At 56.8% G+C, this 14,558-nt stretch carries 14 protein-coding genes; 8 read left to right on the top strand and 6 right to left on the bottom strand.

Annotation, left to right across the window (positions count from 1 at the left end; genetic code table 11):
* Positions 1-15: 15 nt before the first annotated feature.
* The 3 genes from aat to JOE56_RS00315 all read right to left on the bottom strand — a co-directional run bounded on the left by aat (position 16) and on the right by JOE56_RS00315 (position 2,540).
* Positions 16-654: a leucyl/phenylalanyl-tRNA--protein transferase gene (gene aat, locus JOE56_RS00325; protein ID WP_102237946.1), complete on the bottom strand. Its 639-nt coding sequence runs from the start codon at positions 652-654 to the stop codon at positions 16-18.
* A 37-nt stretch (positions 655-691) separates the two neighbouring features.
* Positions 692-1,033 (bottom strand): HesB/IscA family protein, encoded by a 342-nt coding sequence (locus JOE56_RS00320; protein WP_102237947.1) that lies wholly within the window; start codon positions 1,031-1,033, stop codon positions 692-694.
* An 88-nt stretch (positions 1,034-1,121) separates the two neighbouring features.
* Positions 1,122-2,540, bottom strand: a complete 1,419-nt coding sequence (locus JOE56_RS00315) for a dipeptidase (RefSeq protein WP_204514333.1) — start codon at positions 2,538-2,540, stop codon at positions 1,122-1,124.
* 12 nt (positions 2,541-2,552) lie between these two features.
* Here JOE56_RS00315 and JOE56_RS00310 point away from each other — a divergent pair, with 12 nt between their 5' ends.
* Positions 2,553-3,170 (top strand): DUF3043 domain-containing protein, encoded by a 618-nt coding sequence (locus JOE56_RS00310; RefSeq protein ID WP_102237949.1) that lies wholly within the window; start codon positions 2,553-2,555, stop codon positions 3,168-3,170.
* Here JOE56_RS00310 and JOE56_RS00305 read toward each other — a convergent pair.
* Complete coding sequence (locus JOE56_RS00305) at positions 3,145-4,212, bottom strand: quinone-dependent dihydroorotate dehydrogenase (RefSeq protein ID WP_204514332.1); 1,068 nt, start codon at positions 4,210-4,212, stop codon at positions 3,145-3,147. The two genes, JOE56_RS00310 and JOE56_RS00305, sit on opposite strands and share 26 nt — an antisense overlap.
* Positions 4,213-4,280: 68 nt before the next feature.
* Between JOE56_RS00305 and JOE56_RS00300 the strand changes: the two genes are divergently transcribed.
* The 3 genes from JOE56_RS00300 to sucB all read left to right on the top strand — a co-directional run bounded on the left by JOE56_RS00300 (position 4,281) and on the right by sucB (position 9,128).
* A complete protein-coding gene (locus tag JOE56_RS00300; protein ID WP_204514331.1) occupies positions 4,281-5,741 on the top strand; it encodes a leucyl aminopeptidase in 1,461 nt (486 codons plus the stop codon).
* 180 nt (positions 5,742-5,921) lie between these two features.
* Positions 5,922-7,313: a dihydrolipoyl dehydrogenase gene (gene lpdA / locus JOE56_RS00295; protein ID WP_102237952.1), complete on the top strand. Its 1,392-nt coding sequence runs from the start codon at positions 5,922-5,924 to the stop codon at positions 7,311-7,313.
* Positions 7,314-7,328: 15 nt separating this feature from the next.
* On the top strand, positions 7,329-9,128 hold the full coding sequence (sucB, locus tag JOE56_RS00290; RefSeq protein WP_204514330.1) for a 2-oxoglutarate dehydrogenase, E2 component, dihydrolipoamide succinyltransferase: 1,800 nt from the start codon (positions 7,329-7,331) through the stop codon (positions 9,126-9,128).
* 58 nt (positions 9,129-9,186) lie between these two features.
* Here sucB and JOE56_RS00285 read toward each other — a convergent pair whose 3' ends face one another.
* Positions 9,187-9,945 carry a hypothetical protein gene (locus tag JOE56_RS00285; RefSeq protein ID WP_204514329.1) on the bottom strand — a complete coding sequence of 253 codons (759 nt, stop codon included), beginning with the start codon at positions 9,943-9,945 and terminating at the stop codon, positions 9,187-9,189.
* Positions 9,946-10,070: 125 nt separating this feature from the next.
* Here JOE56_RS00285 and lipB point away from each other — a divergent pair, with 125 nt between their 5' ends.
* The 3 genes from lipB to JOE56_RS00270 are packed head-to-tail and all read left to right on the top strand — an operon-like array spanning position 10,071 to position 12,559.
* Positions 10,071-10,739: a lipoyl(octanoyl) transferase LipB gene (gene lipB / locus JOE56_RS00280; protein WP_338028586.1), complete on the top strand. Its 669-nt coding sequence runs from the start codon at positions 10,071-10,073 to the stop codon at positions 10,737-10,739.
* Positions 10,740-10,753: 14 nt separating this feature from the next.
* On the top strand, positions 10,754-11,794 hold the full coding sequence (locus JOE56_RS00275; RefSeq protein ID WP_204514327.1) for a lipoyl synthase: 1,041 nt from the start codon (positions 10,754-10,756) through the stop codon (positions 11,792-11,794).
* A 30-nt stretch (positions 11,795-11,824) separates the two neighbouring features.
* Positions 11,825-12,559, top strand: a complete 735-nt coding sequence (locus tag JOE56_RS00270; protein WP_102237957.1) for a DUF4191 domain-containing protein — start codon at positions 11,825-11,827, stop codon at positions 12,557-12,559.
* A gap of 21 nt (positions 12,560-12,580) precedes the next feature.
* Here the strand turns inward: JOE56_RS00270 and JOE56_RS11530 are convergent, their stop codons facing one another.
* On the bottom strand, positions 12,581-12,991 hold the full coding sequence (locus JOE56_RS11530; RefSeq protein ID WP_204514326.1) for an RDD family protein: 411 nt from the start codon (positions 12,989-12,991) through the stop codon (positions 12,581-12,583).
* 139 nt (positions 12,992-13,130) lie between these two features.
* Here JOE56_RS11530 and glnA point away from each other — a divergent pair, with 139 nt between their 5' ends.
* Positions 13,131-14,555: a type I glutamate--ammonia ligase gene (gene glnA, locus JOE56_RS00260; protein WP_102237959.1), complete on the top strand. Its 1,425-nt coding sequence runs from the start codon at positions 13,131-13,133 to the stop codon at positions 14,553-14,555.
* The last annotated feature ends 3 nt before the right edge of the window (positions 14,556-14,558 follow it).

The following is a 14,558-nucleotide window of genomic DNA, read 5'->3' as shown; positions in this document are numbered from 1 at the left end:
CGGTAGAAATTCACGCTAACTGCCCGATTTATGGGAAATTCCTGAAAAATCTACATCTTGTAGCGCTAACTCAAGCCGTTGGCGGTACTTCCCGGCAACAATTTCCGACACGCCCAAGCTCTTGAGGTGCGGTGTTTGCCACTGTGTATCGATGATCCATGCGTCTCCACACGCGTCAGAAAGGACGCGAACTAGCTCGACCAAAGCGGCCTTCGACGCATCTGTCACCCGGTGAAACATCGACTCGCCGGCGAACAATTTCCCCAACCACACGCCGTAGAGGCCACCTGTAAGCTCGCCGTCTTTCCAGACTTCCACCGAATGCGCAACACCTCGGTCGTGAAGTTCGCGGTAGAGGTCGCGTATCTGCGGCGTAATCCATGCACCTGGGCGGTCGGGGTCAGCGCACGCGTCAACGACCTCGGGAAAGGCGGCATCAAAAGAAAACTCAAACTTGCGCACCGACTTCCGCAGACTCTTACTCACACGCAAGTCCCCCGGAAACAAAACACCGCGGCGCACGGGCGACCACCACCCAATCGGTCCACTCCCCTGCTCGCCTACCCCCATGGGAAACAGACCGCTGCGGTAAGCAGAAAGAACCCCAGGCACCGTGAGTTCGTTGCTGACGCAACACAGGTCCCTGGGGTCCATCGCCGAGGTCGTTGAAGTTTTCGTTGAGCGGCGAGTTTTAACTGAAGGAGTCACCGCACGCGCAGGATCCCTGCGCGTTGGGGTTGTCGATGGTGAACCCTTGCTTTTCGATGGTGTCGGAGAAGTCGATGGTGGAGCCGTCGAGGTATGGAACGCTCATGCGGTCCACAATGACTTCGACGCCGTCGAAGTCGCGGACCGCGTCACCGTCGAGCATGCGTTCATCGAAGTAGAGCTGGTAAATGAGACCAGAGCATCCACCGGGCTGTACCGCAATGCGCAGACGGAGGTCGTCGCGACCTTCCTGTTCAAGGAGGCTACGGACTTTGTCGGCGGCAACCGTCGAAAGTTCAACACCGTGGGTTGCAGGTGCGGTCATGTGTACTCCTTAATAACTGGTCAACTCGTCAATGACACGTCGTCTGTTTATGCCTAACGTACTGTACGCGTATTCTATTCCGCTTGTCTTACTCGGATTTTCCCAAACGGTGCAGGAATAGAGCTTCAGACACGATAGCCGATTTAAAGTCCGGCAAGAACAACGACTCGTTGGCGCTGTGAGCACGCGTGTCTGGGTCCTCGATGCCGGTGACCAAAATCGAAGCTTGAGGGAAAACCTCTAGGAGGTCGGCAATGAACGGAATCGACCCTCCGAGTCCCATTTCGACGACGTCTGCACCAAAACCGTCGGTGATCGCCTGTTTTGCAACGGCGACGCGAGGGTCGTCCACGTTCGCCTGCCACGGTGCGCCCGACTCCTCTGGGCCAAACTCGAGCGTGGAACCGAATGGAACGTTTTCCTTCAGGTGCTGCTTAAGCTTTGACAAAGCGTCCTGCGGGTCCTGGCCCGGAGCTAACCGCATGGAAACCTTGGCGCGCACAGATGATTGCAAAGTGTTCGACGAGTGGTCTACATCAGGAATGTCGATGCCGATCACAGTGAGCGCAGGCTTGGACCACACGCGACTTGAGAACGGACCGGAACCAATGAGTTCTGTACTGTCGAGAACACCGGAGTCCCTACGAATGGTCGCTTCGTCATAGTCGCTTGCGACGTCTTCGCTCTGAACGAGTCCCTCAACCGCAACGGATCCGTCTGCGTTGTGGAGCGTTCCCAGCAGACGGATCATAGCCATACCTGCGTCAGGGACAACGCCTCCGTACATACCAGAGTGGACCGAGTGCTTCAGGGTGCTGAGTGAGAACTCGAGCGCCACCATTCCACGCAGGCTCACGGTCAGCGCAGGAACGCGTTCCGCCCAGTTGCCCGAGTCGGCTACGACGATAACGTCGCCTTCGAGCTTGTCGCGGTACGTGTGCAGGAAGTTGTTGAAGCTCGGCGAGCCCGCCTCTTCTTCTCCCTCGATGAAAAGGACGACTCCCACATTGAGTTTGTCACCCAGAAGCTTCAGCGCAGCGAGGTGGACCATGACGCCGGCCTTGTCATCGGCTGCGCCACGCCCATACATGCGGTCGCCCTTTACGGTTGCCACGAACGGTTCGGTCTGCCACAGCGCCACATCGCCGGTTGGTTGAACATCGTGGTGAGCGTACAAAACGACAGTGGGGCGACCTTCTGGTGCTTCTTTCCGCGCAACAACAGCTGGGTAGCCGTCATCACCGTCGGGTGTTTGCGCGGTGAGAATCTCAACCGAGTCGAACGACAGTTCGCGCGCCATCTGGGCAACGACCTCGGCGCTCTTTTCCACATTGCGACGGTCATAGGCCGGCCATGCGACGGATTCGATAGCCACGAGCTCGGAGAGCTGAGAAAGCACGTGGTCAAACTCAGCATCGAGGGCCGTGCGCAAGTTCTCTGGGGTCAGGGTGTCGGAAACATTGGAATCTGAAGGACCCGCCTGGGCAGGGTGAGAGTTGTTAGTCATACTTCCGATACTATGTTGGGCGTGTTTGGACGGAAAAAAGACAAAGCGACGGACGCTCAAGAAGTTGAGCAGAACACGGCTCCTGAGGAGCCGACCGTTCGCGATGCCGAAGCTAAAAAGAACAAGCCCACGCCCACCCGCAAAGAGCAGGAAGCGAAGCGGAAACGCTCGCTGGTGCCCGATGACCGGAAAGAGGCGAAGCGCAAGTACCGTGCGGAAATGGCTAAACAGCGTGACGAAGCCCGCCGAGGTGTCCTCGAGGGTGACGAGCGCTACCTGACTGCCCGTGACAAAGGGCCGCAGCGACGCTACGTTCGTGACTTCGTGGACGCTCGGTTCTCGATTGGTGAGTTGCTCATTCCAGTGGCAGTGCTGGTTTTGCTCATCGGTATTTTCAGCAATCAGCAGATCCAGCTGTACGCGACAATCGTGGTCTACGGGTTGTTCGCACTGATCATCCTGGATTCGATCTTCCTCAACTACCAGCTCCGAGGGCGCATGGCCCAGAAGTTTGGTGGCAAGGAGAACCTGGAACGGGGTCTGGGATTCTACGCGACGATGCGCGCGATCCAGCTACGAGTTCTGCGCACTCCGCGCGCCAAGGTTAAGCGTGGCGAATACCCTTCGTGATTTGTGACGCCCAGCCGGGTCCACGGTAAATCATGCCCGTGTAGCCCTGTACCAGCGACGCACCTGCGGCCAGACGCTCGTGAGCGTGGGCCGCAGTTTCTATTCCGCCTACGGATACCAGCGTGAGCGCATCCGTGTGCGCGCGGATGAGCCGAAGGACTTCCACGGACCGGTCAGCAACGGGGCGACCGGAGATGCCGCCGGCCTCTGATTGAGCCAGTTCCTTGTCCTTTCCGGAAAGAACGTCACGGTTAATGGTGGTGTTTGTGCAAATGAGACCGTCTACCCCGGCGTCAATGCACATGTCAGCGACTTCCAAGATGTCCTGGTCGTTCAGATCAGGTGCGATCTTCACCAGCAGCGGTACGTGCCCTAGCGTTGAGCGCGGGTTGCGCACAGCCGTATCTGCTTCATCGCGTACAGCGTCAACAATTGGACGCAACGTGTCGATTGCTTGGAGGTCCCGTAATCCCGGGGTGTTGGGCGAACTGACATTAATAACAAGGTAGTCCGCAAGCGGGCTCAACAGCCGCGCCGATGTCGCATAATCACTCACCGCGTCATCTGCAGGAACGACTTTGGTCTTTCCAATGTTGATCCCAACGATGGGCCGGCGTGACTCAGGCAGAACTCGCAACTTCTTGAGCTCGGATTTGATATTGAAGACTGCTTGCCGCGCCCCATCGTTGTTAAAGCCCATGCGATTGAGGATCGCGCGGTGATCCGTGAGCCTAAACAGGCGTGGTTTGGGGTTGCCCGGCTGCGAGTGGGCGGTGATGGTTCCCACTTCGATGTGGCCAAATCCCAACCGGGACAACGCGCGGATCGCGCTTCCGTTCTTGTCGAATCCTGCCGCCAGACCCACACGGTTGGGGAACTGGAGACCAAGCACGTTCACAGGATCGGGAGCAGTCCCGTACATTTCGGCGAGATACGAACCAAGCCCTGCCGTGTCCAGCGCTTTGAGCGTTGCCATGCTCATGTGGTGTGCGCGCTCTGGGTCGACGTGAGTCAGGACGTTGCGAAACAAGAAGTCATACACACCCTCATCGTATCGGGCTGATTCGACTAGTATCGAAAAGAACCCAATAAACGGAAGGAATGTTACTTATGCCAACAGTCCCGCTTTCAGTGTCGGCTTCGAATGCGTCTGCATCGAAGGTCAAGGCTGACATTTTGGTGGTTGCGAAGGCGCACAACGGCGCTGTTCTCGCTGAGTTGGACAAATCGGTCGTCAAAGAGCTCACGGGTGCGCTTGATGCGATCGATTTCGCCGGTAAAGCTGGTTCGTCTGTGCGTGTCGCCGCACCCAAAGGTGTGAGTGCTAAGAGCGTCGCGGTCATTGGCGTTGGTGAAGTTGAGAAGTTGGAAGATGACCTTGAAAAGCTCCGCCAGCACGTAGGGTCATTTAATCGCGGGTTGGACGCCGAGGTGTCGGTCGCCTTTGCGATTCCCACCCCCACCGCCGAGGTCGCAGCTGCGATCACGTTGGGCGCCATGTTGGGCGCGTACCGCTACAACGACTATGTAAACGAAAAGAAGAAGACCGCGTCCGAGATCACCGTGATTACGGCTAAGAAGTTCAAGGACGCTGTCGAGGAAGCCCGCGCTATCGCGTCCGGTGTGATTGGTGCTCGCGACTTGGTGAATCAGCCTCCACTGGACCTGTACCCGGAAACTTTTGCTAACCGTGTGAGCGAACTGTCCAAGGGTCGCAAGGTCAAGGCGACGGTGTATGACGCCAAGTACCTAGAAGAAAATGGTTACGGCGGTCTGCACGGTGTGGGCCGTGGTTCTGCGCGTGGCCCACGCTTGGTCAAGCTCGAGTATTCCCCTAAGAAGGCTGAGAAGCACTTGGCGCTTGTGGGTAAGGGAATCACTTTCGACTCCGGTGGTCTGTCTCTCAAGCCTGCTCAGTCGATGGAGGAAATGAAGTCGGACATGGGTGGTGCAGCGGCAGCCGCACACACTCTGTTCGCCGTCGCCGACCTCGGTCTGAATGTCAAGGTCACCGCATGGCTGTGCCTGGCCGAAAACATGCCTGACGGCAACGCTCAGCGCCCGTCCGACGTTGTCACAATTCTGGGTGGCAAGACCGTTGAGATCACCAACACCGATGCTGAAGGTCGCCTGGTGTTGGCAGACGGTCTGGTTGCCGCGCAGAAGGACAGCCCAGATGTCGTTATCGACATTGCAACGCTCACCGGCGCTCAGATTGTGGCACTGGGTAAGCGCACGACGGGTGTGATGGGTACCGAGGCCACCCGGGCCAACGTCTGTGTGGCGGCTGACGAGTCCGGAGAGCAGGTGTGGCCAATGCCGTTCCCTGAGGAAATCCGCGAACAGTTCCGCTCTGCGACTGCCGACTTGAAGAACTCTGGTACACGCGAAGGTGGAATGTTGGCAGCCGGTATCTTCTTGAAGGAATTCATTGAAGAAGGTACTGAATGGGCACACATCGACATTGCTGGGCCATCGTTCACGACCAGCCCATGGGGTTACACGCCCGAAGGCGGGACCGGTGTTCCAGTGCGGACGCTTATTGAGTTTGCCCGCTCAATGAGCAAATAACTCTGGTCTCGCGCACGATTGTGCGGATGTCAAGCATGGAATGTGGTGTGAACTCTACTGTTGTTCGCACCACATTCGGCTTTCTTCCCGCAACGTGTTGCCAAATCTTTCCCAGTTCGTGGAAAGATAAGAATAACCGCTGATACGGCAATTTGTTTTCACGAGTATGAGGAGCTCATCGTGGTTGAATCTAAGAACTCGTACGACTTGGTCATTCTGGGAGGCGGAACAGCTGGTTACGCAGCTGCGATCCGTGCGTCACAGCTTGACATGAAGGTCGCACTCATCGAACGCGACAAAGTAGGTGGAACATGCCTCCACCGCGGGTGTATTCCTACCAAGGCGCTGTTGCACGTAGCGGAAGTCGCTCACAGCGTCCGTGACTCCAAGAGCTTCGGTATCCTTTCCGAGTTCCAGGGCGTCGACATGGAAGCGGCCATCAAGTTCAAAGATGGAATTGTTGACCGCAACCACAAGGGCCTGTCCGGCATGATCAAGGCCGACGGCGTTGACCTCATCAGCGGTGAAGCCAAGCTGAAGGACCAGTCCACGGTGACCGTGTCCACTGATGAAGGTGAACTTGAGCTCGACGCCAAGAACATCATTCTGGCTACCGGTTCCGAACCGAAGACGATCGGAATCGAAATTGGTGGCCGCGTTCTCACCAGCACTGAAGCGCTGAGCCACACCGAGGTGCCAGGTAGCGCGATCGTTTTGGGTGGCGGTGTGATCGGTTGTGAGTTCGCAAGCATCTGGTCCTCGCTTGGTTCGGAAGTCACGATTGTTGAAGGACTCCCCCGCCTCGTCGCTAACGAAGATGCCGACATTTCGAAGGAACTGGAAAAAGCATTCCGTCGTCGCAAGATCAAGTCCAAACTGGGCGTGAAGTTCAAGAGCGTCGAACAGGACGACAACGGTGTCAAGGTTCAGCTCGAAGACGGTTCAGAACTCGAAGCTGACGTTCTCTTGGTCGCCGTTGGTCGTGGACCGGTCACAGCTGGATTCGGCTACGAAGAAGCAGGTGTGAAGCTCGACCGCGGATTCGTTGTCACCAACGAACGCCTGCACACCGGCGTTGGCAACATTTGGGCAGTCGGTGACATCGTTCCTGGTTTGCAGCTGGCCCACCGTTCGTTCGGACACGGAATCTTTGTGGCAGAAGAAATTGCGGGACTTGAGCCAACTCCAGTCGATGAAAACGGTGTGCCACGTGCCACCTACTCAGAGCCTGAAATCTTCTCCGTGGGACTCACCGAGGACCAGGCCAAGGAAAAGTACGGCGAAGACAAGATCGCCAGCGTGAAGTTCCCATTGGGTGGTAACGCTAAGTCTGCAATTCTTAAGACCAACGGTTTCGTCAAGGCCGTCCGTGTCAAAGAAGGCCCAGTTGTGGGTCTGTGCGGTATCGGAGCTCGTTTCTCTGAACAGGTTGGTGAAGCGCAGCTCATCATCAACTGGGAAGCGTTCCCAGAAGAGGTCGCACACCTCATCCACGGGCACCCAACTCAGAACGAAGCAATCGGCGAAGCAATGCTCGCCCTTGCCGGTAAGCCACTCCACTTCCACAACTGATTCAGGGGAATACACATGTCTAACTCCGTACAGATGCCAGCCCTCGGTGAATCCGTCACCGAAGGTACCGTTACGCGCTGGCTCAAAGAAGTCGGCGAAGAAGTTGAAGTCGACGAACCGTTACTTGAAGTTTCGACCGACAAGGTCGACACCGAAATCCCCAGCCCATACGCGGGTGTCCTCGAAAAGATTCTTGCTGACGAGGACGACGTCGTAGAAGTCGGCGGAGACCTCGCAATCATCGGCGATGGCTCCGGTGGTGGCGACTCGTCTGAGGACCAAGCTGAGGAAGAACCTGAGGAAGAGGCTGAAGAGCCAGCTGAAGAAGCACCTGCTGAAGACGCTTCGGATGACAACGCTGAGGACGACTCGGCTGACGACGCTTCAGAAGACAAGTCGGAGAAGTCCGCACCAGCGTCATCGGGTGAGTCCAGCGAGGTTCCTATGCCTGCCCTGGGCGAGTCGGTGACTGAAGGAACCATCACTCGCTGGCTCAAGGAAGTTGGCGAAGAGGTTGAGGTCGACGAACCGCTTGTCGAAGTTTCGACCGACAAGGTCGACACCGAAATTCCTTCACCTGTAGCCGGTGTTCTTCTTGAACAGCTCGCTGCTGAAGACGACGAGGTCGAGGTCGGTGCCCCACTGGCACGCATCGGCTCCGGCGACGCTTCCGCAGACGACTCTGCCGATGAAGACGCCGCTCCACAGGACGAGGCTCCTAAGGAAGAAAAGGCTCAGGAAGAAGCTCCTAAGGAGGAGCCTAAGAAGGAAGAGCCTAAGGCTGAAGAAGCTCCTAAGGAAGAAGCTCCTAACGAGGAGCCTAAGAAGGAAGCCGACAAGCCTGCAGAAACCAAGACGCAGTCCGTCAAGGGCATCTCACGTCCTAACGCTGGCGCATACGTGACCCCACTGGTGCGTAAGCTGGCACGCGAAAAGGGCGTTGACCTTGACACTGTTGAAGGAACGGGAGTGGGCGGACGTATCCGTAAGGAAGACGTCCTCAACGCTACTTCTACCTCGTCAGCTGCAGCCACCTCGGCGCCTGCTGCTAAGGGTCCTCACAAGGTAGAGATCCCAGAGGACGTGAAGAAGCTGCGTGGCACCACGCAAAAGGCTTCCCGTATTCGCCAGACCATTGCGACACGCATGCGCGAATCGCTCCAGAACTCCGCTCAGCTCACTCAGGTGATCGAAGTGGACATGACTCGCGTCGCCCGTCTGCGCAAGCAGCACAAGGACGCATTCCAGAGCGCTCACGGCGTTAAGCTGACCTTCTTGCCGTTCTTCGCAAAGGCTGTTGTCGAAGCACTGCAGGTTCACCCTAAGGTCAACGCACAGTACGACGTGGACGCGAAGGAAATCACGTACTTCGACCACGAGAACCTGGCAATCGCGGTAGACACTGAACGTGGTCTGTTGGTTCCTGTTGTCAAGGATGCAGGCGAAATGTCGCTGGCTGAACTGTCGAAGTCGATCGACGACATTGCTGAGCGCACGCGTTCCGGCAAGATCGGTCCCGACGAGCTGTCCGGTGGAACTTTCACGATCACCAACATTGGTTCGGTGGGCGCGCTGTTCGACACACCAATCATCAACGCGCCTCAGATGGGCATTTTGGGTACCGGTGTTATCACCAAGCGCCCAGTCGTGGTCAAGACCGAAGACGGTGAGGAATCGATCGCGATCCGCGACATGGTCTACTTGCCACTGACCTACAACCACGAACTGGTTGACGGTGCTGACGCAGGACGCTTCCTGCAGACCATCAAGGCTCGCCTGGAAGAAGGAAACTTCGAAGCCGACCTTGACCTGTAAATCGCGCTAAGAACAAAGCGGGAGGTGTGTAGACACCTCCCGCCTTGTTTATTCCTACTTACTCTGTGACCTCCCAGACGCGCCACCTCTTGTCCACCTTCTTAAGTGTGAGCGTGAGGCGCACGCCGGTTTCCGGGTGTGCGGTGACGGTTGCGGTGACCACGGCCGATTCTGGGGTTTCTTTCACCACGTCGATGTCCGTTGCGTCGATTGCGATGTCCGCTCCCCCGTACTTGTGGATGTCGCCGAACTTCTCGGCCTTGCGTGCCGGCGATCCGTCCACCGTGAGAGAGCGCAGGAGATCTTCGTCCGTGGTGCTGAAGGCCAGTGCGCGTTCATTGCACAACCGGATGACGGCGTCGTGAGCCGACTCGTCCTGAGACGGTGGATTGTCCTGCTTGCTTGGTGGCGTATGTGCGGCCTTGCCCTCCTCCCCGGGGCTTGCCGTGCTGGCTGGTGCGTGGTGCGCGACGGTTCGCTCGCTCCCCCGCGGAATAAACGCAATCCCCACAATGACCGCCACGACAGCTACACCAGCGGCAATGATCATAAGGTCGTACCGCCGAGGTCGTTTACGGGTGCGCTTGCTTCTGCGGCTGGCGCGCGTGGGAGACGGTTGCGTGCGGCCGGATTTTTGACCGGTGTTCTGGGCTTCGTTGTTGCGGAGTGCAGCGACAACTGTGGGTAGCTCAGTTGTGGGCGCACTAGCGGCGTCCTCGCGCACTGCCTGTGCTTCTTGCCCAGTGTGCTCACGGGACTGACTGCGTGGACTGTTCTTCTTGTGGAGGTTCCGCAAGTACTCTTCAATGGGTTCCATGAAAGTAAATCCGTTCACGTTTTCGACGACCCAACAGCATTGTTTGATGTCGTTTGATGGTGTTTAGAATACTTTGTTTAACGTAGAAAAACTAGGGTTGAGCATTTAGTTTTCTCTATTTGGGTGTGGTCGCTAAGGGGTCTAGGGTTGTCGTTATGGCTTTCACTGTCGAAAAGTTGGGCTTTGCTCCCGACCTTGTTGACTACACAGATGCACTGCGCGTGCAGAATCAGTACCACAGCGACGTGGTGAACGGAACTCGCGAATCAACGCTCCTCGTGTTGGAACACAATGCCACATACACGGCTGGGAAACGCACGGAACCCCATGAACGACCTCGGGACGGAACACCGGTCATCGACATTGACCGAGGTGGGAAAATTACGTGGCACGGCCCCGGCCAGTTGGTTATTTACCCCATCTACCGGCTGCGTGAAGCACACCAGGTTCGCCTGTATGTGGACCAAATTGAAAAAGCCGGAATCGAACTTCTGGCCGAGTACGGAATTGAAGCCGGGCAGGTCGACGGTCGCTCGGGAGTGTGGCTACCTGCAACCGATACTAAGCCGGAACGCAAGATCCTGGCCATCGGGATTCGCATCCACCAGGGCGTGGCCATGCACGGTCTGGCGCTCAACTGTTCGAACTCCACTGATGGGTTCGACATGATCGTCCCGTGTGGCATCGCCGACGCGGGCGTCACCTCAATCACTGATGAGATCGGCGAAACCGTAAACCCCAGCGACGTTGCCGATCGCCTCATTGAACTCTTGAACACCCACATCACCGCATAAGAAGGATCGATACAGTGACAGTTGCTCCAGAAGGACGCAAGCTACTTCGCGTTGAAGCGCGCAATCAGCAGACGCCTATCGAGGACAAGCCCAAATGGATCAAAGCGAAAGCGAACATTGGGCCGGAGTTCACCGAGCTGAAGTCCTTAGTTCGCAACTCCAAGCTCAACACGGTGTGTGAAGAAGCAGGCTGCCCCAACATTTTCGAGTGCTGGGAAGACCGTGAAGCCACCTTCCTCATCGGTGGCGAACAGTGTACGCGTCGCTGCGACTTCTGCCAGATCGACACCGGAAAGCCGCAAGAGCTCGACCGTGACGAACCGCGTCGTGTGGCAGAGTCGGTGGCCAAAATGGGTCTGCGCTACTCCACCGTCACAGGTGTTGCGCGTGATGACCTGCCTGACGGCGGCGCGTGGCTCTACGCTGAAACCGTGCGCCGCATCCATGCCCTTGAACACGCGGACGGTCAAGGTACCGGAGTTGAACTCCTCATCCCCGACTTCCAGAACCGTGACGACGACCTCGACGAAGTTTTTTCTTCACGTCCAGAAGTGTTGGGCCACAATCTGGAAACCGTTCCCCGAATCTTCCGCCGTATCCGCCCCGCGTTCCGCTACGAACGCTCACTCGAAGTGATTACAAAAGCCCGGAAAGCTGGACTCATCACTAAGTCGAACCTGATCCTGGGCATGGGTGAGACGAATGAAGAAGCTATCGACGCCCTTCGCGATCTCCACGAAGCGGGAACCGATCTGGTCACCATTACGCAGTACCTTCGCCCAAGCTCTCTGCACCACCCGATTGACCGTTGGGTTAAGCCACAAGACTTCGTTGAACTGCGGGACGCTGCCCTGGAGATCGGCTTCCTGGGTGTCATGTCTGGTCCGCTGGTCCGCTCGTCATACCGTGCAGGGCGTCTGTGGGCAGGTGCAATGCGCAAGCGCGGCCAGGAGATTCCAGCTCACTTGAGCCACTTGGACAAGGAGTTTCCCGCAAAACAGGAGGCTCAGTCAGTGGTTGATACGTTTGGTGCCGGCGACGAGGTAAAATTCTAGGTCGAGGTATACGAACACTAACGAGAGACTATGGCTGAAAAAGAAAACCAATCGCGAGGCTTGTTCAAACGTAAACCAAAGGACCCCGCAAAACCTGGACGCATTGAGCAGATGCGTGAAGTGTTTAAGCTTGCGCGCAAACACTACCCGGCCCTCCCATGGATCATGCTCGCGGCAATCGTGGGCATCACCCTGGTGGGTGTGCTTGTTGGGCTCCTGTTGCCACCCGTGTGGCTGTGGGGAATCCTCGGTTTCATGGGCGGTGTCGTTTTCGCCTTGTGGATTCTGGGACGCTACGCAGAAAAGGCGGCGTTTGCAGAAATGCGCGGAAAGCCAGGCGCGATCGGTGCCGTGTTGAACTCGGCTCGCAGGAGCTGGCTCATGGATGAACAGCCCATTGCGGTTGACCCTCGCACCAAGGACATGGTGTTCCGCTCCACCGGCCGAGGTGGTGTTGTGCTTGTCAGTGAGGGCCCGGCTAACCGCACGTACAAGATGTTAGAGAAGGAACGCAAGCGTCACGAACGTGTTCTTCCGAACGTCCCTGTCCACATTATTCAGGCCGGTGACGGTAAAGACCAGGTACCAATGGACAACCTGGTATCCACCGTTCACAAGCTACCGCGCAAACTGCACAAGGACGAAGTTTTGGCAGTGCGTAAACGTCTGGCGTCGCTAGGGTCGATGACCAGTCGTCCACCTATTCCAAAGGGAATCGACCCGAACCGTGCGCGACCCGACCGTCGCGCAATGCGTGGACGCTAGTCCCTATTCTGCTTACCAAATTTATCTACGCACCACGACCGCACCAGCCGCGAGGTCATGAAGACCTCGGCGGTCGGGGTCGTAGATGAGTGGTGGGATAATCAGACAAAACAGAACGTGGCGCACAAGAACCCGAACAACGTTGACCTTTTTACCGCTGGTCGACATAAGCAGAATTCCGCAGATCAGATAGCCCAGGGTGTATCCGAACAGGGGTAACATCACCAGGACCTGAAGTGTGTACAGTCCCAACGTGACCCACTCGTTATTGTTGAAAAACAGGACTGACAGGCCAAACGCAACTCCCCAGTCGATGAAGAGTGCAACTAACCGACGAATAACGGGTGCAACAGAACCTCTCTCCGACTGGGGAAATCCATATTTCTTACCTGGGTAGTCGCTTGTCGACTGCGATGCTGCTCTTCGATTCACCCGCCCAGTGTACCTGGCACCACATAAGCCCTCACCACCTCGGCCGTGTCGAAACACGCAGGAAACAATCCGGACATGGTTCCTTCATGGTTGGCCGTTAAACTCAAGGTACTGGTGAAAAACCAAATTAGGAGTGAATGTGTTCTCGACACCAAGTGAACTAGTTGCCTATCTCGCAGACCACGACGTGAAGTTCGTGGACGTCAGGTTCTGTGACCTGCCAGGCGTTGTGCAACATTTCAATCTTCCAGCTAGTGCATACGGGGAGGATGAAATTCAAGGCGGTCTGCTCTTTGACGGATCGTCAGTTCGCGGGTTCCAAACCATTAATGAATCAGACATGAAACTGCTCGCCGATGTTAGCTCGGCGTACATTGACCCTTTCCGAGATGCAAAAACACTCGTTGTTAACCACTCGATTGTGGATCCGTTTACCGATGAGCCTTACTCGCGTGACTCGCGTCAGGTCGCTGCAAAAGCCGAAGCGTACTTGAAATCTACCGGAATCGCCGACACTGTGTACTTCGGTGCAGAAGCCGAGTTCTACATGTTCGACGAGATTCGCTACTCAGTGACGCCAGGCCACAGCTTCTACTCAATCGACTCGGAAGAAGCTGCGTGGAACACCGGGCGTGAAGAACTCGGTGGCAACCTGGGTTACAAGTCCCCCATGAACGGTGGCTACTACGCAAGTGGCCCGCAGGACAAGGATGCCGACATTCGCGATGAAATGTCTCTTACCCTCGAGTCGATCGGGTTTGAGATGGAACGTGCGCACCACGAATGCGGAACCGCTGGGCAACAGGAAATCAACTACAAGTTCGCCACTCTACAGAAGGCCGGCGACCAGCTTCTTGACTTCAAGTACATCGTCCGCTCAGTAGCTGAACAGTGGGGCAAGACCGTCACGTTTATGCCACGCCCGCTGATGAACGACAGTGGTTCGGGCATGCACTGTCACCAGTCACTGTGGAAAGACGGCAAGCCTCTGTTCTACGACGAAAACGGATACGCTGGCCTGTCCGACCTGGCCCGCTGGTACATCGGTGGCCTCATTGAACACGCAGGCGCTGTCCTAGCGTTCACCAACCCCACCATCAACTCCTACCGTCGTCTGGTACCCGGTTACGAAGCACCGATTAACTTGGTCTACTCGGCACGTAACCGTTCTGCTGCGATCCGCATTCCAGTCACCGGTGACTCCCCCAAGGCCAAGCGCTTGGAGTTCCGTGCGCCGGACCCTTCATCGAACCCATACCTGGCGTTCTCTGCTCAGCTCATGGCTGGTCTGGATGGAATCCGCAACCGCATTGAGCCACCGGAGCCAGTCGACAAGGACCTGTACGAGCTCCCACCAGAGGAACTGCAGGACATCAAGCACGTGCCCGCGTCGCTGGAAGAAGCGCTCGACGAGCTCGACAACGACCGCGACTTCCTCACACAGGGAGACGTGTTCACAGAAGACCTCATCGACACGTGGATCAACTACAAGCGCACTCACGAAATCGACGTGATGCGTCTGCGCCCAACGCCAACGGAGTTCGAACTGTACTACTCACTGTAGGAA

The organism is Brevibacterium paucivorans (genome assembly GCF_016907735.1).
GTDB classification, from domain to species: domain Bacteria; phylum Actinomycetota; class Actinomycetes; order Actinomycetales; family Brevibacteriaceae; genus Brevibacterium; species Brevibacterium paucivorans.
The sequence above is the reverse complement of the archived record's forward strand: the minus strand, read 5'-3'. Positions and strand labels throughout refer to the sequence as shown.